The 18,947-nt window shown below is 42.6% G+C and carries 25 protein-coding genes and 1 riboswitch; of the genes, 18 read left to right on the top strand and 7 right to left on the bottom strand.

Going from position 1 to position 18,947, the window contains the following annotated elements:
* The first annotated feature begins 5 nt into the window (after positions 1–5).
* The 3 genes from MHH23_RS15390 to MHH23_RS15380 all read left to right on the top strand — a co-directional run bounded on the left by MHH23_RS15390 (position 6) and on the right by MHH23_RS15380 (position 2,412).
* Entirely contained in the window at positions 6–635 is a 630-nt protein-coding gene (locus MHH23_RS15390; protein ID WP_008348457.1) for a GTP pyrophosphokinase, read from the top strand.
* Between the two features lie 65 nt (positions 636–700).
* On the top strand, positions 701–1,501 hold the full coding sequence (locus tag MHH23_RS15385) for an NAD kinase (protein ID WP_008355343.1): 801 nt from the start codon (positions 701–703) through the stop codon (positions 1,499–1,501).
* A 17-nt stretch (positions 1,502–1,518) separates the two neighbouring features.
* Complete coding sequence (locus MHH23_RS15380; protein WP_178897242.1) at positions 1,519–2,412, top strand: RluA family pseudouridine synthase; 894 nt, start codon at positions 1,519–1,521, stop codon at positions 2,410–2,412.
* Positions 2,413–2,452: 40 nt separating this feature from the next.
* On the opposite strand, the gene prpE is transcribed toward MHH23_RS15380, so the two are convergent.
* Positions 2,453–3,196 carry a bis(5'-nucleosyl)-tetraphosphatase PrpE gene (prpE, locus tag MHH23_RS15375; RefSeq protein ID WP_017359667.1) on the bottom strand — a complete coding sequence of 248 codons (744 nt, stop codon included), beginning with the start codon at positions 3,194–3,196 and terminating at the stop codon, positions 2,453–2,455.
* A 160-nt stretch (positions 3,197–3,356) separates the two neighbouring features.
* Between prpE and MHH23_RS15370 the strand changes: the two genes are divergently transcribed.
* The 10 genes from MHH23_RS15370 (at position 3,357) to MHH23_RS15325 (ending at position 12,264) form a co-directional block, all read left to right on the top strand.
* Positions 3,357–5,204: a monovalent cation:proton antiporter family protein gene (locus tag MHH23_RS15370; RefSeq protein WP_007498989.1), complete on the top strand. Its 1,848-nt coding sequence runs from the start codon at positions 3,357–3,359 to the stop codon at positions 5,202–5,204.
* A 53-nt stretch (positions 5,205–5,257) separates the two neighbouring features.
* A riboswitch (TPP riboswitch) is annotated at positions 5,258–5,367 on the top strand.
* Positions 5,368–5,445: 78 nt separating this feature from the next.
* On the top strand, positions 5,446–6,156 hold the full coding sequence (gene tenA, locus MHH23_RS15365) for a thiaminase II (RefSeq protein WP_268431247.1): 711 nt from the start codon (positions 5,446–5,448) through the stop codon (positions 6,154–6,156).
* On the top strand, positions 6,131–6,748 hold the full coding sequence (gene tenI / locus MHH23_RS15360) for a thiazole tautomerase TenI (RefSeq protein WP_144678917.1): 618 nt from the start codon (positions 6,131–6,133) through the stop codon (positions 6,746–6,748). Before tenA ends, tenI begins: the two co-directional genes overlap by 26 nt.
* Positions 6,732–7,844, top strand: coding sequence for a glycine oxidase ThiO (gene thiO / locus MHH23_RS15355; protein ID WP_178930038.1), 1,113 nt, complete (start codon positions 6,732–6,734; stop codon positions 7,842–7,844). The genes tenI and thiO overlap by 17 nt, the downstream gene beginning before the upstream one ends.
* Positions 7,841–8,044 (top strand): sulfur carrier protein ThiS, encoded by a 204-nt coding sequence (thiS, locus tag MHH23_RS15350; protein WP_008348442.1) that lies wholly within the window; start codon positions 7,841–7,843, stop codon positions 8,042–8,044. Before thiO ends, thiS begins: the two co-directional genes overlap by 4 nt.
* A 4-nt stretch (positions 8,045–8,048) precedes the next feature.
* Positions 8,049–8,816, top strand: coding sequence for a thiazole synthase (locus MHH23_RS15345; protein WP_007498979.1), 768 nt, complete (start codon positions 8,049–8,051; stop codon positions 8,814–8,816).
* Positions 8,813–9,826, top strand: coding sequence for a thiazole biosynthesis adenylyltransferase ThiF (locus MHH23_RS15340; RefSeq protein ID WP_340959786.1), 1,014 nt, complete (start codon positions 8,813–8,815; stop codon positions 9,824–9,826). Before MHH23_RS15345 ends, MHH23_RS15340 begins: the two co-directional genes overlap by 4 nt.
* Positions 9,827–9,843: 17 nt before the next feature.
* The gene (gene thiD / locus MHH23_RS15335; protein ID WP_047945548.1) at positions 9,844–10,650 is read left to right on the top strand and encodes a bifunctional hydroxymethylpyrimidine kinase/phosphomethylpyrimidine kinase; all 807 of its coding nucleotides are present in this window, start codon (positions 9,844–9,846) and stop codon (positions 10,648–10,650) included.
* Between the two features lie 148 nt (positions 10,651–10,798).
* Positions 10,799–11,575: an enoyl-ACP reductase FabI gene (fabI, locus tag MHH23_RS15330; RefSeq protein WP_003211867.1), complete on the top strand. Its 777-nt coding sequence runs from the start codon at positions 10,799–10,801 to the stop codon at positions 11,573–11,575.
* Between the two features lie 113 nt (positions 11,576–11,688).
* Positions 11,689–12,264 carry a CotO family spore coat protein gene (locus MHH23_RS15325; protein ID WP_217967353.1) on the top strand — a complete coding sequence of 192 codons (576 nt, stop codon included), beginning with the start codon at positions 11,689–11,691 and terminating at the stop codon, positions 12,262–12,264.
* 37 nt (positions 12,265–12,301) lie between these two features.
* Here the strand turns inward: MHH23_RS15325 and MHH23_RS15320 are convergent, their stop codons facing one another.
* From MHH23_RS15320 to MHH23_RS15300, 5 genes are all read right to left on the bottom strand, one after another.
* Entirely contained in the window at positions 12,302–12,745 is a 444-nt protein-coding gene (locus MHH23_RS15320; protein WP_008348434.1) for a CotY/CotZ family spore coat protein, read from the bottom strand.
* Positions 12,746–12,957: 212 nt separating this feature from the next.
* Positions 12,958–13,449 carry a CotY/CotZ family spore coat protein gene (locus tag MHH23_RS15315; RefSeq protein ID WP_008348432.1) on the bottom strand — a complete coding sequence of 164 codons (492 nt, stop codon included), beginning with the start codon at positions 13,447–13,449 and terminating at the stop codon, positions 12,958–12,960.
* Between the two features lie 147 nt (positions 13,450–13,596).
* Positions 13,597–14,082 carry a spore coat protein gene (locus MHH23_RS15310; RefSeq protein ID WP_008348431.1) on the bottom strand — a complete coding sequence of 162 codons (486 nt, stop codon included), beginning with the start codon at positions 14,080–14,082 and terminating at the stop codon, positions 13,597–13,599.
* 88 nt (positions 14,083–14,170) lie between these two features.
* Positions 14,171–14,506, bottom strand: coding sequence for a hypothetical protein (locus tag MHH23_RS15305; protein ID WP_035392394.1), 336 nt, complete (start codon positions 14,504–14,506; stop codon positions 14,171–14,173).
* 44 nt (positions 14,507–14,550) lie between these two features.
* Positions 14,551–14,937, bottom strand: coding sequence for a spore coat protein (locus MHH23_RS15300; RefSeq protein WP_041092031.1), 387 nt, complete (start codon positions 14,935–14,937; stop codon positions 14,551–14,553).
* Between the two features lie 177 nt (positions 14,938–15,114).
* Between MHH23_RS15300 and MHH23_RS15295 the strand changes: the two genes are divergently transcribed.
* The 5 genes from MHH23_RS15295 (at position 15,115) to MHH23_RS15275 (ending at position 16,587) form a co-directional block, all read left to right on the top strand.
* Positions 15,115–15,465 carry a DUF1360 domain-containing protein gene (locus MHH23_RS15295; protein WP_035700339.1) on the top strand — a complete coding sequence of 117 codons (351 nt, stop codon included), beginning with the start codon at positions 15,115–15,117 and terminating at the stop codon, positions 15,463–15,465.
* Positions 15,466–15,536: 71 nt separating this feature from the next.
* Positions 15,537–15,665 carry a hypothetical protein gene (locus MHH23_RS15290; RefSeq protein WP_008348422.1) on the top strand — a complete coding sequence of 43 codons (129 nt, stop codon included), beginning with the start codon at positions 15,537–15,539 and terminating at the stop codon, positions 15,663–15,665.
* A gap of 84 nt (positions 15,666–15,749) precedes the next feature.
* Complete coding sequence (locus tag MHH23_RS15285) at positions 15,750–15,971, top strand: hypothetical protein (protein ID WP_008348420.1); 222 nt, start codon at positions 15,750–15,752, stop codon at positions 15,969–15,971.
* An 84-nt stretch (positions 15,972–16,055) separates the two neighbouring features.
* Positions 16,056–16,193 carry a YjcZ family sporulation protein gene (locus MHH23_RS15280; RefSeq protein WP_008348419.1) on the top strand — a complete coding sequence of 46 codons (138 nt, stop codon included), beginning with the start codon at positions 16,056–16,058 and terminating at the stop codon, positions 16,191–16,193.
* 136 nt (positions 16,194–16,329) lie between these two features.
* Positions 16,330–16,587, top strand: a complete 258-nt coding sequence (locus tag MHH23_RS15275; protein WP_008348417.1) for a stage VI sporulation protein F — start codon at positions 16,330–16,332, stop codon at positions 16,585–16,587.
* Between the two features lie 16 nt (positions 16,588–16,603).
* Here MHH23_RS15275 and MHH23_RS15270 read toward each other — a convergent pair whose 3' ends face one another.
* On the bottom strand, positions 16,604–18,913 hold the full coding sequence (locus tag MHH23_RS15270) for an ATP-dependent helicase (protein WP_268431253.1): 2,310 nt from the start codon (positions 18,911–18,913) through the stop codon (positions 16,604–16,606).
* Between the last annotated feature and the right edge of the window lie 34 nt (positions 18,914–18,947).

Here is an 18,947-nt window from a genome sequence, read left to right as displayed (position 1 = left end):
GTTTCATGGACAAAAAACAATGGGATCAATTCCTCGCACCATATAAGCAAGCAGTCGAAGAATTAAAAGTGAAACTAAAAGGCATTCGAAAACTGTATGAATTTGAGGATGACCATTCACCAGTAGAATTTGTCACTGGCCGAGTGAAACCCGTTGCCAGCATATTGGAAAAGGCAAAGCGTAAAAACATCCCGATGCATGAGATTGAAACGATGCAGGATATTGCAGGGCTTCGCATTATGTGCCAATTTGTAGAAGATATACAAGTCGTCAAGAAAATGCTCCAGTCACGAAAAGATTTCGTGGTTGTAGACAAACGCGACTACATTGCAGAACATAAAGAAAGCGGATACCGCTCGTACCACCTTGTTGTGTTATATCCGCTGCAAACGATCAATGGAGAGAAGCAGCTCCTCGTCGAAATCCAAATCCGTACATTAGCCATGAATTTTTGGGCGACCATCGAGCATTCTCTGAATTATAAATATAGCGGGAATATCCCGGAGAAGGTCAAGCAGCGCCTTCAAAGAGCTTCTGAGGCAGCATCTCTTCTTGATGATGAGATGTCTGAAATCAGAGGGGAAATTCAAGAAGCGCAAGTGGCATTTTCCCGGAAAAAGAAAAACGATAGCTGAGCCTAAGCTTGATCAAATATGATGCTGCTTTCTCGTCGCAGCAAGGTGGAAAAGGAGAAGAATTCATGAAATTTGCAGTTTCTTCGAAAGGGAATTCTGTATCTGACACACTTAAAAATAAAATACAGACCTACTTATTGGATTTTGGAATGGAATTAAATGAAGAGGAACCCGATCTCGTCATTACAGTTGGCGGAGACGGAACCCTTTTATACGCTTTTCACCGGTATAGCAACCGTCTGAACGAAACCGCTTTTGTCGGCGTACATACAGGCCATCTTGGTTTTTATGCGGACTGGGTCCCGAGTGAAATTGAAAAGCTTGTGTTAGCCATTGCCAAAACGCCTTATCATATTGTGGAATATCCGATTCTTGAAGTCATCGTCAGGTACAACGATGGGGGCCGGGAAGAAAAATATTTAGCAATGAATGAATGTACGATTAAAAGTATGGAAGGTACACTTGTGGCAGATGTTGAGATTAGGGGTCAGCTTTTTGAAACATTCAGAGGAGATGGTCTTTGTTTGTCTACACCATCTGGCAGTACAGCCTATAATAAGGCACTTGGCGGGGCTATTATTCACCCATCCATTAGGGCGATCCAGCTGGCAGAAATGGCTTCAATCAACAACAGAGTGTTTAGAACGGTCGGTTCGCCGCTCATTTTGCCGGACCACCATACGTGTGTGATCAAACCGATTAATGATGTGGATTTTCAGGTGACGATAGATCATTTGTCGCTGCTGCATAAAGATGTGAAATCCATTCAATGCCGAGTGGCAGACGAGAATGTCCGGTTTGCCCGATTTAGACCATTTCCGTTTTGGAAAAGGGTGCAAGATTCCTTTATCGGCAAAGGAGAATAAGAAAGAGGTTGTTCTCGCTGGAATACTTTAAGATAAACAAAACCATATCAGCCAAAGAAGAAGGCAGGCTGCTAAAGGACTACTTAATCGATCTTGGCATTTCAAAACGAATGCTGACAGATATTAAATTTGATGGCGGTGACCTTCTGATTAATGGAGAGCATGTGACCGTGAGATATGAGCTGCGCGAGGGAGACAGGCTCACCATTTTATTTCCCGAGGAAAAAGTGAGTGAAGGGCTAAAACCTGCGGCCATTCCGCTTGATATTTTATTTGAGGACGAGCACGTGCTTGTGCTGAATAAAAAGCCGTATATCCCATCGATTCCTTCTCGAGAGCACCCTGAGTATAGTATTGCAAATGGGGTGCTTCACCATTATGCTGAGCAGTCCGTTCGGCTGACTGTCCACTTGGTGAACCGTCTTGATCGTGATACTTCTGGTGTCATGTTAGTCGCTAAACATCGCTTTGCACACAGCCTTTTATCAAAGGCGCAGAAAAAAGGGGAAGTCAAGCGAACGTATAGAGCCATTACACATGGCATGATCACGCAAAAGGAAGGAACAATTAGAGCAAAAATTGCTCGAAAAGGGGACAGCATTATTGAACGAATGGTGGATGAATCTGGTCAGGAAGCCGTAACACATTATACGGTGCGGGCAGTACATACTCATTTAGATATGTCTGATGTGTCCCTTACCCTTGAAACGGGAAGAACTCATCAAATTCGTGTTCACATGCAATTCCTTGGTCATCCGCTTGTTGGAGATACACTATATGGTGGAACAAGCGAGAGAATAGGCAGGCAGGCACTTCATAGTGAAACCCTTGTTTTTCCGCATCCGATAACAGGGGAGTCCATGACCTTTTCGGCTCCTTTGCCGGATGATATGACATTATTGCTTCAGTAAACAAGTAAACCCGGTCACCTGTCATGGTGGACCGGGTTTTTTATTGCGTGAAATGCTGAAATCTTGAATCATCATATGGCATAGATGAAGGAACAGATACTGTCTCAAGCTCTGGATATCTAAGGGCAGAGAGCTTGTGGCCAAAGACGCAGCCTGTATCAATATTAACCGTTCTACCGATAAATCTTGGTTCTTTTACGGGTGTATGCCCGTACACAATCCATGGTTTTCCGTGATATTCCTTTGCCCAGTCCTTCCTGACAGGTCGACCGTCTGGCCATGTTTCTCCGGTGACTGCTCCAAATAATAGATAAGACCTCATCTGTTTGTTCGGTTTTTTGCCAATATCCTTTTCCTTCATCGCTGCGTGTGCAATGATCAGTTCATTCGGAATCAGTACATCATAAAGCGGTGCCTTTTCAAATAAATGTTTAAATTCACGTGATAAAATGGTTTGTTCATCATGCGGCAGGTTTTTGATTTCGTTCACCGTTGTTTCAATGCCATGCAGTAATTTTACGGGATTTCCTTTCAAATAGCGATACAGCTTAAAACAATGGTTGCCAGGCACATAGCGGATTGCGCCCTTAGAATAGGCGTGTATGACAAATTGCATGACGGCAACTGATCGAGGGCCGCGGTCTGTTAAATCACCAACAAGGGCCAGTGTTCTCTTATCAGGGTGGACAGGTAGTCCATGTTTGAGTTCGTATCCTAGTTTGTGTATGAGAGTAAGCAGCTCTTCGTAGCAGCCGTGGATATCGCCGATGATATCGAATTTCATAAAGGTTCCTCCTGATTTTTTCATCCATTGATCGGATATAAAGAAGTTTGAATTTTAGAAAATATAACGAATGGCTTTCATTTATTTTAAGCAATTGTTAGAATCAATGCTTTAACGTAAAACTTAAAAATTAAACAAGAATGTTAGGAGGCTTTAGCCAATGGAGCATACATCTGTTTCATCACTCGTTGTCGTTATTATTGTAGCCTTTTTCACCCCCATTTTATTGCACCGATTTAAGCTGACCATCCCGGTCGTTGTCGCTGAAATCATCATGGGGCTCATCATTGGAAAAAGCGGTCTTCAACTAGTTGTTGAACACGACGCATGGCTAGATACGTTATCCATGCTAGGTTTTATTTTTCTTATGTTTTTAAGTGGACTTGAAATAGATTTTTCTTCTTTTGAATCAAAGAAGAAAGCGCGAGAACTACCAAATGGATTAAAAGAACCGAATACATTTAAAACAGCGACCATTATTTTTGTTGGCGTATTTTGTATGTCCTTTATCCTGTCTTATGCGTTTGTCCTTGCAGGATTTATTCAAAATGCCTTTTTAATGACGCTTATTATTTCCACCATCTCATTGGGTGTCGTGGTTCCTACCTTAAAAGAGGAAAAGTTGATGCAGACGAATATTGGTCAAATCATTTTGCTTGTAGCCGTCATTGCTGATTTGGTGACAATGATTTTACTTGCTGTGTTTTCCTCCATTTATGGCGATGGAACAGGGAACATGTGGTTGCTCTTATTATTATTTGCGGCAGGTATTCTTCTTTATTTATTTGGCCGGGTATTTAAGACAAAGTCCATTTTTCAGTCCATGTCAAAAGGAACGGTGCAAATTGGGACAAGAGCCATCTTTACTCTCATTATAGTCTTAGTTGCCTTATCTGAATCACTCGGTGCTGAAAATATTCTTGGGGCTTTTTTAGCAGGTGTGCTTGTGTCTCTTCTTTCGCCTAATAAAGAGCTCGTACAGCAGCTGGACTCGTTTGGCTATGGATTTTTAATTCCGATCTTTTTTGTGATGGTCGGTGTGGACCTGAATATATGGTCACTCTTTAAAGATCCAACCATCATGATCATGATTCCGCTGCTGTTTATCGCATTATTGCTTAGTAAACTCGTTCCGATTCTTTATTTAAAAAAATGGTATGACATGAAAAAAGTCATTGGTTCTGGTTTTTTATTAACCTCGACGTTATCCCTAGTTATTGCTGCTGCAACGATTGGTGAGCGGCTTGGTGTCATTGATCATAAAATGTCAGGAGCCCTTATTCTAGTCGCTGTGCTCACGAGTGTTTTAACACCTGTTTGGTTTAAGGCGTTATTTAAACAAGAACGTGAAACCAATCATAAAAAGCGTGTGACGTTTATTGGAGCGAATCAGCTGACGTTACCTGTGACGCTTGATTTGCATCAGGATGAATATGACATCCGTATTTTACACGTCTTTCAGGAAAATAAAGAAGCCTTGCTTGCTGACTCCATCTTTGAAGTTGAAGCGATTGAACAATATGACGATGATACGCTCAGGCAGGCTGGCATCGGGCAAGAGGATGTGCTCGTTGTGGCTACAGGCAGTGAAACGAAAAATAAGGAAATTGCTTTATTTGCAAAAGAAGAAGGGTCTAAACAAGTCATTGCAAGTGTTAACAAAGCGGAAGCCGAGCTGACTTTAAAGGAAGCAGGGATCGATACCTTTTCTAACTTCTTATCATCTAAAACGGTGCTGAGGGCATTGATTGAAGCACCTGATGCGATTCGCTTGTTAACAAATGAGGATTCTTCTTTGTATCAAATTCAAATGAACAATCATCGGTATCATAATGTCATGCTGAGGGAATTTCCTTTTACCGGCGATTTGGTGTTTGTCCGTATTTTTAGAGGAATTGACAGCTTAGTACCGCATGGGGATACGACGCTTAGAAGCGGTGACCGCGTGCTTGTGTCTGGCTCCCGGGAGTATGTGGCAGGACTTAGAGCCCAATTAGAGTTGCAATGAACCCTTGACCGATGAACAAATCCTGATTAAGATAGAGGTACAACAATATATGTTTGATCCACTAGGGGAGTCCTTTAAAAGGGCTGAGATAAAAGTGTAGACTTTTAGACCCTCATTACCTGAACAGGTTCATACCTGCGTAGGGAAGTGGTGCGGTGTTTGACTATGCTTTTTACAAATTCCAAACCACTTTCCACGCGGAAAGTGGTTTTTTTATATGGAAAAACAGGAGGAGAGGAACATGACATTTTCGAACGAATGTAAAGAAGCAGCAGCTAGATGGTGGAATGGGAGCTTTACACACCCTTTTGTGAAAGGGATTGGTGATGGCACACTTTCACTCGATCGTTTCACTTATTATGTGATGCAGGATTCGTACTATTTAACTCATTTTGCAAAAGTACAATCGTATGGAGCCGCCATTAGTGAGGACTTACATACGACAGGCAGAATGGCATATCATGCGCAGGGTACGTATGAAGCAGAGCTATCACTGCATAGAAATTTCACAGAACTGCTCCAGATCTCTGATGAAGCGCTGGCAAACTTTAAACCTTCTCCAACTGCTTATGCATATACCTCGCATATGTACCGATCTGTGAAAAGCGGTCGTTTTGAAGAAATTTTAGCCGCATTATTGCCGTGCTACTGGCTTTATTATGAGGTAGGAGAAAAACTGAAACAAACAACGCCTGACCATCCGATTTATCAAGAATGGATTTTGACATATGGCGGGGATTGGTTTAAAGAGCTTGTTTTTGAACAGGTGAACCGTTTTGATGAACTTGCAGAAAAAGCGCCAGAACATGTGCGGGCTAATATGAAAGAAAATTTCGTGATTTCGAGCTATTACGAATACCATTTCTGGGAGATGGCGTATGAAAAAGAAATGTGGCAAACAGCATGCTTAGATGGGGTTGGTGCAAATGGAACTCCATGCAGTGACAAATGATATGCTTCCTGTCAGGGAGCTCATCAAGCAAATAAAAGACATTGCGTCTGAAGTAGACTTTATTCATATTCGTGAACGATCGAAGGCAGCAGGTGAGCTGGTTCACCTCGTGAAACAACTCCTAGCAGAAGGTGTTCCGAAAGAAAAGCTGATTATAAATGACCGAGTTGACGTTGCGCTGCTGACCAATATTCACCGGGTTCATCTTCCAGGACACAGCTTTTCGCCAAAGGAATTAAGACAAAAATTTCCTCACCTCCATGCGGGGGTATCGGTTCATTCGATAGAAGAAGCCAAAGCAGCAGAGAAGAACGGGGCAGAGTATGTCATGTTTGGGCATGTGTATGATACCGCATGCAAACCCGGACTACAGGCGAGAGGCATAAAGATTGTGGAAAACATGACTTCTGCGCTGTCCATTCCAGTCGTTGTCATTGGTGGAATCACACCAGAACGACTGCCAGAATTGATGCATGTTGATTTAAAGGGAATAGCCGTCATGTCGGGGATTTTTGCTCATCCTCATCCGCGCAAAATGGCGCAAACATTTTCTAAAAAGCGAAAGGAGAATCCTTATGAACAAGCATTATGATGTTGCAATCATTGGTGGTGGAATCATAGGGATGTCGATCGCTTATCACCTTGTAAAAGCAGGAAAGCAGATTGTCTTATTTGAGGCAAATGAGATCGGGAAGCAAACGACGAGTGCGGCTGCTGGCATGCTGGGTGCACATGCTGAAGGAGAAGGTGATGAGGATATTTTCTTTCAAGTAGGCAGACAAAGTCAGGTTTTATATGAAAAATTAACGGTCGACCTTCAGCGTGAATCGGGCATTGATATTCGGACATCAGTGGGCGGGATTATGAAGGTGGCTTTTACAGAACAAGAAAAGCGAGCGCTTTGCCGGATGCAGCATTTGCCCACATTTGAATGGCTTGAAGCAAGCAGCGTAAAAGAACGTATGCCTCAAATAGCAGATAACATCGTAGGAGCAGGATTGATAGCAGATGATGTACATGTCGAGCCATATGCGGTATGCAGGGCTTTTTGGCAGGCGGCTGTTCGGCACGGAGCGGATGTGAAGGAGTTTACCCCCGTTATCGATGTGAAGAGGGGAAAAGAAACATTGACAGTCAGTACAGCTAAAGGCATCTTCACATGTGATCATCTGACTGTAGCAAGTGGTGTATGGTCAGGCCGTTTTTTAGAAGAACTGGGGTTATCACACTCTCTCTATCCTGTAAAAGGAGAATGCGTGTCTGTTTGGAATAACGGTCCAGCGCTTGCACACACCATCTATCATGATCATTGTTATATCGTTCAAAGGGATAGCGGTAAGCTAGTGATTGGTGCAACGATGAAACCGAATGACTGGCAGGCCGTTCCGACACTTGGCGGTATTGAAGCAGTTATTCACAAAGCATCTCAGCTCATGCCTTCTATTCGAGAGATGCCGATTGATCAATGCTGGGCAGGTCTTCGGCCAGCGACAAGCGACCGACACCCCTATATTGGAAAACATCCAGAAGACGAGCGTATTCTTTTTGCAACGGGACATTACCGAAATGGCATTTTACTTGCGCCAATTACGGGGGAAATCATTCGCGGCTTAATAGCGGGCGAGTCTGTTCACAAGGAATGGCTTCATGCGTTTCGTATTGGGCGAAAGGAGGCATTGTTCGTATGAAAATTCAATTGAATGGAAGAATGGTTGATTTCGATAAGGAAAATGGCACGATTTTTGATCTGCTATCAGCCTATCAACTTGAAAACCGAGTGGTGATCGTTGAAAAGAACCAAGAAATTATAGATAAAGAAGCCTATCAACAGGTAAAAATTCAATCAAATGACACGATTGAAATCGTTCACTTTGTAGGAGGAGGATGACACCATGCTGCGCATTGGCGGAAAAACATTTACATCAAGACTATTACTAGGGACAGGAAAGTATCCATCATTTGAAGTTCAAAAAGAGGCGGTCAACGTATCAGAAGCTGAAATTTTGACCTTTGCTGTGCGAAGAATGAACATATTTGAACCATCACAGCCTAATTTTTTAGAGCAGCTTGATTTATCAGCCTATACATTGCTGCCAAATACTGCCGGGGCAAGTACAGCGGAAGAAGCGGTGCGGATTGCCCGTTTAGCGAAAGCTTCTGGACTGTGTGACATGATCAAAGTAGAAGTCATTGGCTGTTCAAGGTCTCTTCTGCCAGATCCAGTCGAAACGTTAAAAGCATCTGAAATGCTATTAGAAGAAGGTTTTATCGTGCTGCCATATACGTCAGATGATGTGGTGCTGGCAAGGAAATTAGAAGAACTTGGTGTCCATGCCATTATGCCAGGTGCTTCTCCAATTGGATCAGGTCAAGGGCTTTTAAACCCTCTGAATCTATCGTTTATTATCGAACAGGCAAAGGTGCCAGTTATTATTGATGCGGGTGTTGGTTCTCCGAAGGATGCTGCTTATGCGATGGAATTGGGCGCTGATGCTGTATTACTGAATACAGCCGTGTCTGGCGCAAAGGACCCTGTGAAAATGGCTAAAGCGATGAAGCTGGCGATTGAATCTGGAAGACTCGGGTTCGAGGCAGGCCGTATTCCACTCAAAAACTATGGAACAGCCAGCAGTCCGCAGGAAGGAATGCCAGCATTTTGAGCACACGTTATTCACGCCAAGAGCTTTTTAGGCCTATTGGAGAGGAAGGACAAAAACGGCTACATGCCTCAAAGGCCGTCATTATTGGGGCTGGGGCACTTGGAACAGCTAGTGCCGAAATGCTCGTTCGTGCCGGCGTAGGGTCTGTCACCATTTTGGATAGAGATTATATTGAATGGAGCAACCTGCAGCGTCAGCAGCTATACACAGAACAAGATGTTCTTGATCGGCTGCCAAAGGCTGTGGCTGCTGAGAAAAGACTCAAGCAGGTGAACAGTGACGTTCATGTGAGAGGAATCGTCATTGACGTGACCGCTCAAAATATTGATGAGTACGTCAGCGGGGCATCCATCATCGTGGATGCAGCGGATAATTTTGAGGTGAGAATGATTGCGAACGATGCAGCCGTCAAACATCAAATTCCGTTCCTTTACGGAGCCTGTGTAGCAAGCTACGGTATTCAATTCACAGTGATTCCTGGTGAAACACCATGTTTACTCTGCCTGCTTGAGCATTTACCTGCACAAGGCATGACATGTGATACAGCAGGAATTATTAGTCCAGTTGTACAGCAGGTTGCGGCCTATCAAGTGGCGGATGCACTGAAGCTTTTAACAGGACACCACATCACGCCGGTATTAAGATCGTTTGATTTATGGACAAACGAGCGATCTGATATTCGATCCGTTACGTCTTTAAAAAAGAAACAATGTCCAAGCTGCGGTCTTAAGACATACCCATTTCTCTCATATGATCAAAGAGCAAAAGCAGCTGTATTATGTGGACGAAATACCGTACAAATTCGCAGTGCACTAGGGGCACCCCCGGCGCTGCATGAAGTAGCCCGTCAGCTAAAGAAAGCAGGAATGGATGTGCTGGAAAATCCTTATTTACTTTCGTGTCAGAAGGATGAGTACAAGCTTGTTTTATTCAAAGATGGCAGAGCGCTTGTACATGGGACAAATGATATTGCGAAAGCGAGAATGATTTATCATCAATGGATTGGCTAATGAGAGGGTGAGATGACATGACGATTAAAAAAGCATTAACCATCGCAGGTACTGATTCTGGTGGTGGAGCAGGTATTCAAGCAGACTTGAAAACCTTTCAGGAGCTTGGTGTGTACGGAATGTCCGCCATTACGGCCATTACAGCTCAAAACACACTTGGTGTTCACGGTATTTATCCACTGTCTATCGAGGCGCTCGAAAGTCAAATTGATGCAGTAGCAGAAGACTTGTTGCCAGATGCCGCTAAAACAGGGATGCTGTGGAGTGCCGACATGATCAGTGTCGTTGCTGAAAAGACGAAGCAATATGACTTGAAACTAATTGTCGATCCAGTCATGATTGCCAAAGGCGGCGCTTCTTTATTAAATGAAGATGCGGTCTCTGCTATGAAAACACAGTTACTACCTGTCAGTTATGCAGTCACACCGAATCTCCCTGAGGCAGAAGTGCTGACAGGCATGCGCATTCAGACAAAAGACGATCGCCATAAAGCAGCAGAACGACTTTATGAGCTTGGCACGTCCTATGTTGTGATCAAAGGAGGTCATAGCCCTTCAGACGGCCTCATTACAGACCTTTTGTACGATGGAAAAAGCTTTTTTGAACTCAGTAATGAACATATTGATACACCACATACACACGGAACAGGCTGTACATTTGCAGCGGCATTAACGGCAGAAATAGCAAAAGGTCGTTCCATGAAGGAAGCCTTTGAAACGGCAGAAACCTTTGTCCATGAGGCGATCAAATTCCCTCTGAATATTGGCGCTGGGCACGGACCGACTAACCACTTTGCTTATCAGCAAAACAGAGTCAAAGCATAAAAAGAAGACTGTCTTCACTTGTGAGGGCGGTCTTTTTGCTGAAATAAAAACTTTCTTTCAGCAAAATTGTCAATATCTCATGATTTGTGATAAGATTATGATCAGGTACTAATACTATGTCTTGAAAAAATAGGAGGCTTTAATACATATGAACTTTTCTTTAGAAGGCCGTAATATTGTGGTGATGGGTGTTGCCAATAAACGAAGCATCGCTTGGGGAATTGCTCGTTCACTTCACGAAGCAGGAGCTCGTTTGATTTTTACTTATGTTGGAGATCGTCTGGCAGAATCAGTAAAAGAGCTAGCAAGCACGCTAGAGCGTGATGATTCCATTATTCTTCCGTGTGATGTGACAAGTGATGAAGAAATCGAAAAATGTTTTGCAACGATTAAAGAAAAAGTACAAGTCATCCATGGTGTTGCACATGCGATTGCATTTGCGAACAAAGAAGAGCTTGTCGGTGAATATTTGAACACGAACCGTGAAGGTTTCCTTTTAGCGCACAACATTAGTGCCTATTCACTAACAGCTGTAGCAAAAGCAGCACGTCCGCTCATGACAGAAGGCGGAAGCATTGTCACACTTACTTACCTAGGCGGAGAGCGCGTTGTCTCTAACTACAATGTCATGGGTGTAGCAAAAGCAGCCCTTGAAGCAAGTGTGAAATACTTAGCAGCTGATCTTGGAGCGGAAGGCATCCGTGTGAACAGCATTTCTGCTGGTCCAATTCGTACGTTATCTGCAAAAGGAATCAGCGGCTTTAATACGATCCTGAAGGATATTGAAGAGCGTGCACCGCTTCGCCGTACAACGACTCCTGAAGAAGTTGGCGATACAGCACTATTCTTATTCAGTGATTTATCGCGCGGCATGACAGGTGAGAATCTTCATGTTGATTCTGGCTTCCATATCATTGCCCGCTAAACGAATAAATGATTTGCAGCATACCAATCACTGGTATGCTGTTTTTTATTTTTCTTCTGATTTGGGGTGTCCTCTCATATATATAAGGAATGAATCATTCGGGAGGGATTAGTATGTCAAATAAAGGTGATGAGAATCAAAAGCCGCTTATGTATATTGTTCAGCCGAGCTATGATGAATCAGCGCCGGCCATGCAAAATATTGTGAGAAAGCGCAAGAAGTCAGAAAAACCTTCAGAAACCAAAAAAAGCGACAAAGAGCATGCAATCGAAGAGAGCGTGCAAGAAACTGTATCACAGGAAGTAAAGCAGAAAAAAGAAGAGCCGCCTGCGCTACAGCAAGAGCGGGAGATCAATCAAGAAAAAGATAATTCACAAAATCGAGAGCCAGTACAAGAACAAGAAAAACAGCCAGAAGGCGTATTTCATGAAACAAAAGAAGAACCAAGAAGAAAACGAGTGAAGAAGCCGTTAAGCCAAATGAATATCGAGGAGAAAGTCGATTTTCTTACAAGTCTGCCGCATAATATGCCGAGAGCGCTTTGCCTCATCGAAGCCGATGGAAAAACATACAGAGGAATCATCATGGAGAGACAAGACAATATGGTCGTCATCCGCACAGCAGGCGGCGGTAATCCAGTGGAATTAGCGATTGGTGATATTTCTTCTATTCATCCACTTGGTTTTTAATGAACATAAAAAAAGTCCCATAACGGGACTTTTTTTGTTAGCAGCTACGGTTGATGAGTCTTGGATTTAAGCACTCGATTGCGCAGAAGCAGTCAAGGTCTACTTCAATGCAATATTTTGATTTTTCTAAACGGAACACATCACATACGGAATCTTTATCTGTAAAATCTAAAATATGACGATCTTTGTCAAATGCAATAAGCAAGCTGAGTGTTGCGCAGTGATCAGAGATGTGTTCGACTCTGAAAAATGCAGTGCTGAAGCAAGGGCCAGCATCTACTTCTCCGACGTTTCCGAATGCAACGAATGGTTTTGATTTTGAGGTAAATAGAACAAACGGGACAGTGTCACCTAATGAATGTGATGGAGAAAGGAGATTGCTGTAACAGCTGGTTGGGCAATCCTCTTCGACGGCATTTTGTAAGTCGTTTATGTTTTCAACAGCCTCTGCTACACAGTTCCATGAATGTTTGCGGCTCATATTCAACCCTCCTATACAAGGAAATTTGTTTGAGTGTTTGAGCACTGTCATCATCATCTATAAGCTTTATTACGTGTCTCGCCGGTTGATGCATCTAATGTCAATCAATGCGGAAGCGGCCGCCTTTTGCTGACTGCTCCGCATGATTGGTTGTCATTCGTGAGGAAGGGGATGCTTTGACTTATGACAAGTTAGATGAGCGGGCGATTGGTTTAGCCGTGGTGATGATGCTTTTTATCTTTTGTTGGCATGACTCTGTCGACAAGTTCTGGATTTAAACATTGGATCGCGCAGAAACAGTTCAAATCAACTTCGATACAAAAGTCCGCTTTTTCTAAACCAAAGAAGTCAGGATCGCAAGGGTGACAAACGCTTAGCGTATGTCCGTGTACATCAACAGGTCTTAATACAGATAATGTGGCACAGCAGTCATGCAATTTTTCAACCCGGAAGAAAATGGATTCGAAGCATTGGCAATCGTCAACAAATCCTCCAATGTTTCCGAAAGTAGAGAACAATCCGCCCTTTTTATCAAAAAGTAAAAACGGAATCGTATCTTTTCCAGAAACTGTCGGGCTTAATAAATTACTGTAGCAGCTCGTAGGACATTTATCTTCTACAGCTTCCTGCTCTGCTAAAATCTTATCAACCGCATCGCATACACAGTTTTCATCATGTCGGCCATGGTGTTTTCCGCAGCTCATGGATTTCAGCTCCTTTAACAAGGTATTTGACTTTAGTCCTTAACAACATATGTATGCGCCCTCTAGTTGGTGTGGGTAAATGACTATTTATCTTTGTTGTATTTTTAGAAAAAGGAAAAGCAGAGCTTTTCGCTCTGCTTTTGTACATTAGAGGATACCAATTGCAACGATCGTCGCAACAAGTGTCTGTGTAAGCGTTTGGATGGCAATAGAGATGTCTGCATCGATTGTAGAGACTGTAACGTTTCTAGAGTTTTCGATGACAAGTTTCTGGCGATTTGTTTGTTTGTGGCTAGCTGCTTGCAATAGATCTTGCGTGACGCGGTCAGCTAGGTCACCATCAGCGATTGAGATGTTTGTAATGGTGATGATCGCTGTTTGAACAGCTGCTTGGATAGATGCTGCAACCTGTGCATCAACAGAAGAGACGTTAATGTCACAAGAATCTCTAACGATAATGACTTCCTCAGATGTCTGCTTTGTTACACTCACTTGATCAAAGTCTTGTAAAACATCTTCATCATCATAATAGTGGCCGTCACAAACTGCTTTTCTTTCGTAGTTATGATGGTAATCGCCGTGGTGTGTACAGTTGCGATCTAGAGCGACCCAAGAGTATGGTTTAGAATCCATTTCTTTTCCTCCTTCCGTTTACTTTATTAAATGCTGGAATGATTGGTTTTGTCTCGGGCATTTATCCTAGCAGGCAACCCATTTTTATTTAATCGTTATTTTGCTGCGCTTGACGACGCTGCTGGATACGTTCTCTAAGTGAATTTCGTTTAGGGCGCACTTGTGGTTCAGGCTCGACCTCTTCTGCATGTTTTGCTGCCTCTGCCTGACGCTTTTTCTCCTGCTGCTGCTGTACGAAATCATCTGCTTTCTTTTGTAAATCCTGAACCAGCTTCAAAATCATCCTTCTTTGATCTTCTGAAAGGTTTGCTTTCTGATCATCTGTGACATTATTTTTGTTTAAAATATCACTCACAAGAAGGCTTGTTAATGGATCAACATCAGTGTTGATTTGAAACTCCTTTTTTTCGTTCTCTTCAGCCACGATTATTTCACCTCTTTCATACGTGATGTTAGAAAAAGAAAGGGTCAAAGAATGCCGGCTTCAACTAAAAGTACATTCAGTGTTTGAGTGAGAATTTGTACGGAGTTCATAATGGATGCATCAGATAATGTAATCGTGACGTTATAACAATTGATGATTTGAATCACTGTTTTCTTTTGAACTGTCACTTGTTGTGCAGCTAAAAGCTGTTCTGTGATGTTTGCAGCCACTTCATCATCTGGTACAAGAATTTGAATTAAAAGAGTAATGATTGTCGTTACGGTCGCTTGAAGGGAGAGTGCGGCTGTTACATCTGTTTTATGAATCGTGACATTTTCGGAATCCTTGATCTCGATGAAATCATCATAATTGCTGATTAATTCGTTTAACAGTTGTGTGTATAATAAATCAGCACTTTCTTCAATAGACAATACTTTCACTCCTTTCTTATCTATACATTATTTAATGCAGCAGGGGCTCAAGGTGGAATCGGAAAGCATGAAAAAGTACAACCCAATTTTATTTGCACCCGATTCATCATGGTGGTCTTTCTTTTTGCATATATAAAGAAAGGACGGAAAAAGAAGAATGAAGGAGGTGGAGGTTCCATGAGCGGCGCTTTGTCATTTGCTATATTTGCCCTCGCATCCTTTAGGCTGACGAGATTGATCGTGTTTGATACGATTACAGCCCCCTTTCGCCGTCTATTTCATGAAGAGCAAGAAGAGGTAAACGAACAAGGTGAAGTCGAGACCTATATCGTCATTAAGGGGAAGGGACTGCGATCGTGGATAGGAGAGCTGTTAAGCTGTTATTGGTGTACGGGTATGTGGTGCACTGCTGCTTTACTACTGATATACATATTTTTTCCTGTCATCAGCATGTGGCTTAATTTACTATTAGCGATTGCCGCCGCAGCAGGCTTGATTGAAGCAGTCGTGTCGAAGCTTGTGAAATAAACAGGCATTCTGATCAGACACGCTTAAAGAAAATGCATATACTAACATGGAATAGGAAAGGAAGGGTTGCGATGAAACCAACTGAAACACCGTCACATATGCTTCAAGGGTATCCAGCGCAGTCAAATCAACAATCTGTATATACGAAGAAAATCAAGAAGACGGGCTGCGGCTGCGGGAAGAAAAAGAAACCTCAATAGGGAAAAACAAAAGCCGGATTTATCCGGTTTTTTTGTTGCCCTTTTTTTGGGTGATGCATATGTAAGAGAGAAGGGGTGACCAGAATGGATGCATTCGAACAATTAATCGGTTCCTTGTTCACTAAACCCCATGATGGGAAAGAGCAAGCGCACGAAAAAGCTGAAATGGATCTAGCGAATAAAGCGAAGGATCTTGAAGAGCACTTAAAAGCATTTGGCGAGAAAATGGATACTTTTGCGAAAGAAACAGAAGCATTCATGATCCGTCATGGAGAGGCAGATTACGTCTTTAAACAGCAGAAATAAAAATTCCGCACTTTTTTATGTGATCGTCCAAACCATTTCATGTATTTTTCATATTTTGTAAGGGAGAAGAGGAGGTGCTTAAATATGAGTTGTTACGGTTACGGTGGCGGTTATTGCGGAGGTTATGGTGGCGGCTACGGCGGCGGTTATGGTTCAACTTTTGTTCTTGTCGTCGTGCTTTTCATCCTTCTAATCATCGTTGGTGCTTCTTTCTTTAACTAAACAGTAAGAAGGTGAGGGAAGCAATAGGGAAGCCTTTTGCTTTCCTTTCTCTTTGCTAACAAGGCAGCAGGATAGGCACATATCTCGCCTATTTTCATATAGTAAGGTGATTACTCCACAAAGAGGAGGCAAAGGAATGGATAATAAGTTCTTTAAAAGTGTGGAAAATAAAACAGGTGTAAATATGAATGATGTCTTTAAGCTTGCAGGTTCTTTGCAAAACGCGAACTTTAAAGATGAGAATACCGTTCGAGGTGTCATTAAAAAAGTGGCGCAGCTTGCAAACAAACGTGTACCTAAAGAAATGGAAGACAAAATCGTTCAATCGATTACAAGTGGAAAAGAAAAGCTTGATTTTAATACAATCGCTAAAATGATGAACAACAAAAAATAAACAACAGGCTCTCCATTTAAAGGGGGGCCTGTTGTTTTTGTGTGAATAATTCACGATTTTTCTTTAAAAGAGGGTACAAAAAGCGGGAGCGGTGAGCAGTTTTTCCTCTTCTATATGATAGAACGGATAGATAAAGGGATTGTTCTGCTCTCGTCATGGCAACGTATAATAAGCGCCGCTCCTCTTCAATGGCTTCTTCATCACCGTTTCTCAGCTCATCAAGTGCAAAGTCATGAGGGAGCGCCCCATCAACCACACTCGTGATGTACACTGTTTGGAATTCTAGTCCCTTCGCACGGTGGATCGTCATGAGCTGAACGCCTGGTTCATCTGATTTTTCCTTTTCAGCAGATTTCATATGTTCGGCATGAGCGAGGAAGGCTTCAATTGTTTCAAAACGTTTCGCCGCTGTTTTCACATCTCGTACATCATCTGTTCCTTTTTCAAGCACATTCGTATCATTCACACGTTTTTTTAAATAATCACCAAGTCCCATCCTTTGTTCAATAAACGCTACAGCTTCAGATGGCTTTAACGATTTTAACGTTCGAAACAGGGGAACGATCGATTGCAGTTTTTTGCGCTGAAACGGCTGAATGTCTGTTAGCTTTCCAAGTGCCTCTACCATAGAACAATCTTCCGTAATGGTCAGCGCCTTCAGGGTATTCAGTGTTTGCTGCTTTAAAAAGAAAACGGGCAGCAGCAGCTTCATTGCGGCGACATCATCTGCATCCTGACTTAGCGAAAGAAAAGCGAGCAGCACCCGAACAATTCTTCTGCTATAAAAGGCTTTTACGCCAGCATCGGTTTGATACGGAATCGCCGATTGATGAAGACGTTCATAAATCGCACGGCCTCCTGTATTCGTTCTAAACAGCACGCAAAAGTCATTCGGTTTTGCACCGTTTTTAATTTTCTCCTGAATATCTGCTACGATCATGGTTGCTTCCTCTTCCTCGTCATATGGATAAAAAAGAGTCGGCGGAATTTTCTCCACGCGTACGGCTTTTAACGTTTTCTCGTAACGATGCTGGTTCTTCTTAATAATGGCGTCAGCACTTGCGACAATCGTATGATGAGAGCGGTAATTTGCATGTAAATGGACGATCTCGGCCGAAGGATAGTCCTGTTTGAAGTCAAGAATAAAAGCGGGATTGCTTCCTCTAAATGCATAGATGGCTTGATCATCATCGCCTACACAAAATAGCTGCTCGGATTCTCCAGCTAAAAGCTGGATTAATTGATATTGTACGGGATTAATATCTTGAAATTCATCTACTAAAATATACTTGAATCGTTCTTGATATTGTTTGAGCAATTCAGGCTGCTTATTCAGCATGTGTAAACAGGCAATCGCCATGTCATCAAAGTCAAATTGTTGATTTTCACGCTTTTGCTGTTCGTATGACTGATAGATTGTCCACATTTGCTTTTCCTTTTCATCTTTCAGCTCAGGAAGTTCATTTGGTAAAAAAGCATTTTTCCAATAGCCGATTGATTGCAGCACTTGATCGGTTGGATAGTCTTTTTCATCAAGTCCTTCATGCATGATCGCTTTGCGAATATACTGCTCTTTTTGCCAGTCGAATTTAATCAAATGCTGTCCGTTCCATTTACCCCGATCATCGTGAAGCAGCATTTTATAAAATAGACTGTGGAATGTGCCTGTCACAACTTGGCTCGCCTGTGAAGGATGAAGCTGATACTGCATACGCAGTCTTTCTTTCATTTCACTGCTTGCTTTTGTGGTGAAGGTCACGAGCAGGATATGGTGAGCAGGGATTTGATGGTATGACATCAGATAAGCAGCTCTTGCTGTCAGTACCCTTGTTTTCCCGCTGCCGGCGCCAGCTAGCACAAGCATCGGACCGTCTTTGTGTGTGACTGCTTGAAGCTGCGGTGCGCTAAAGGTGATGTGTGGAAAGAGGTCAATGGTATGCACTTCTTCATTCTTTTCTAAATGAAAGGTTTCGCCAAATTGAATGGATCGTGGTTCCTGCCAGTCATCCGATTCTTCTGTTTGTGAGATGATCTGTTTGCCGGTTGGAAAGCGAAAGCCGCCAAGTTCTTTGTAGGATGCATGTTCCTCTTGTCCAGCCGGTTTCTTTTCCTCTTGTTGTTCTCTTTTTTCGCAAATCTCTTGCTGAGATATTTGCTTATGGATAAAGGCAGGTTCTTCATGTATATTTAATCTAAAAAAGACGGGTTGTCCGCAATATGGGCAAGATAAATGCCCTTTTTTCCCCTCATCATGGAGGAATTGATAGTGTTCTCTCGAATATGTATGTAATGAGATCGTTCGATCATGTCGTCGTGCGCATTTCAAAGCTAGTCCTCCAATAGTCAATCAATCTTAAAAA

Origin of the sequence: Bacillus sp. FSL K6-3458, from assembly GCF_038005045.1 — a bacterium.
Classification (GTDB): domain Bacteria; phylum Bacillota; class Bacilli; order Bacillales; family Bacillaceae; genus Bacillus; species Bacillus altitudinis.
This window is presented reverse-complemented; position numbering and strand designations above follow the sequence as displayed.

Coding starts and splice junctions, on each gene's coding strand:
- fabI (WP_003211867.1), top strand. CDS start 10,799: ATGAACTTTTCTTTAGAAGGCCGTAATATTGTGGTGATGGGTGTTGCC.
- MHH23_RS15390 (WP_008348457.1), top strand. CDS start 6: ATGGACAAAAAACAATGGGATCAATTCCTCGCACCATATAAGCAAGCA.
- MHH23_RS15280 (WP_008348419.1), top strand. CDS start 16,056: ATGAGTTGTTACGGTTACGGTGGCGGTTATTGCGGAGGTTATGGTGGC.
- MHH23_RS15295 (WP_035700339.1), top strand. CDS start 15,115: ATGAGCGGCGCTTTGTCATTTGCTATATTTGCCCTCGCATCCTTTAGG.
- MHH23_RS15345 (WP_007498979.1), top strand. CDS start 8,049: ATGCTGCGCATTGGCGGAAAAACATTTACATCAAGACTATTACTAGGG.
- MHH23_RS15285 (WP_008348420.1), top strand. CDS start 15,750: ATGGATGCATTCGAACAATTAATCGGTTCCTTGTTCACTAAACCCCAT.
- MHH23_RS15275 (WP_008348417.1), top strand. CDS start 16,330: ATGGATAATAAGTTCTTTAAAAGTGTGGAAAATAAAACAGGTGTAAAT.
- thiS (WP_008348442.1), top strand. CDS start 7,841: ATGAAAATTCAATTGAATGGAAGAATGGTTGATTTCGATAAGGAAAAT.
- prpE (WP_017359667.1), bottom strand. CDS start 3,196: ATGAAATTCGATATCATCGGCGATATCCACGGCTGCTACGAAGAGCTG.
- MHH23_RS15315 (WP_008348432.1), bottom strand. CDS start 13,449: ATGAGCTGCGGAAAACACCATGGCCGACATGATGAAAACTGTGTATGC.
- thiD (WP_047945548.1), top strand. CDS start 9,844: ATGACGATTAAAAAAGCATTAACCATCGCAGGTACTGATTCTGGTGGT.
- thiO (WP_178930038.1), top strand. CDS start 6,732: ATGAACAAGCATTATGATGTTGCAATCATTGGTGGTGGAATCATAGGG.
- MHH23_RS15385 (WP_008355343.1), top strand. CDS start 701: ATGAAATTTGCAGTTTCTTCGAAAGGGAATTCTGTATCTGACACACTT.
- MHH23_RS15310 (WP_008348431.1), bottom strand. CDS start 14,082: ATGGATTCTAAACCATACTCTTGGGTCGCTCTAGATCGCAACTGTACA.
- tenI (WP_144678917.1), top strand. CDS start 6,131: ATGGAACTCCATGCAGTGACAAATGATATGCTTCCTGTCAGGGAGCTC.
- MHH23_RS15370 (WP_007498989.1), top strand. CDS start 3,357: ATGGAGCATACATCTGTTTCATCACTCGTTGTCGTTATTATTGTAGCC.
- MHH23_RS15325 (WP_217967353.1), top strand. CDS start 11,689: ATGTCAAATAAAGGTGATGAGAATCAAAAGCCGCTTATGTATATTGTT.
- MHH23_RS15320 (WP_008348434.1), bottom strand. CDS start 12,745: ATGAGCCGCAAACATTCATGGAACTGTGTAGCAGAGGCTGTTGAAAAC.
- MHH23_RS15290 (WP_008348422.1), top strand. CDS start 15,537: ATGAAACCAACTGAAACACCGTCACATATGCTTCAAGGGTATCCAGCG.
- tenA (WP_268431247.1), top strand. CDS start 5,446: ATGACATTTTCGAACGAATGTAAAGAAGCAGCAGCTAGATGGTGGAAT.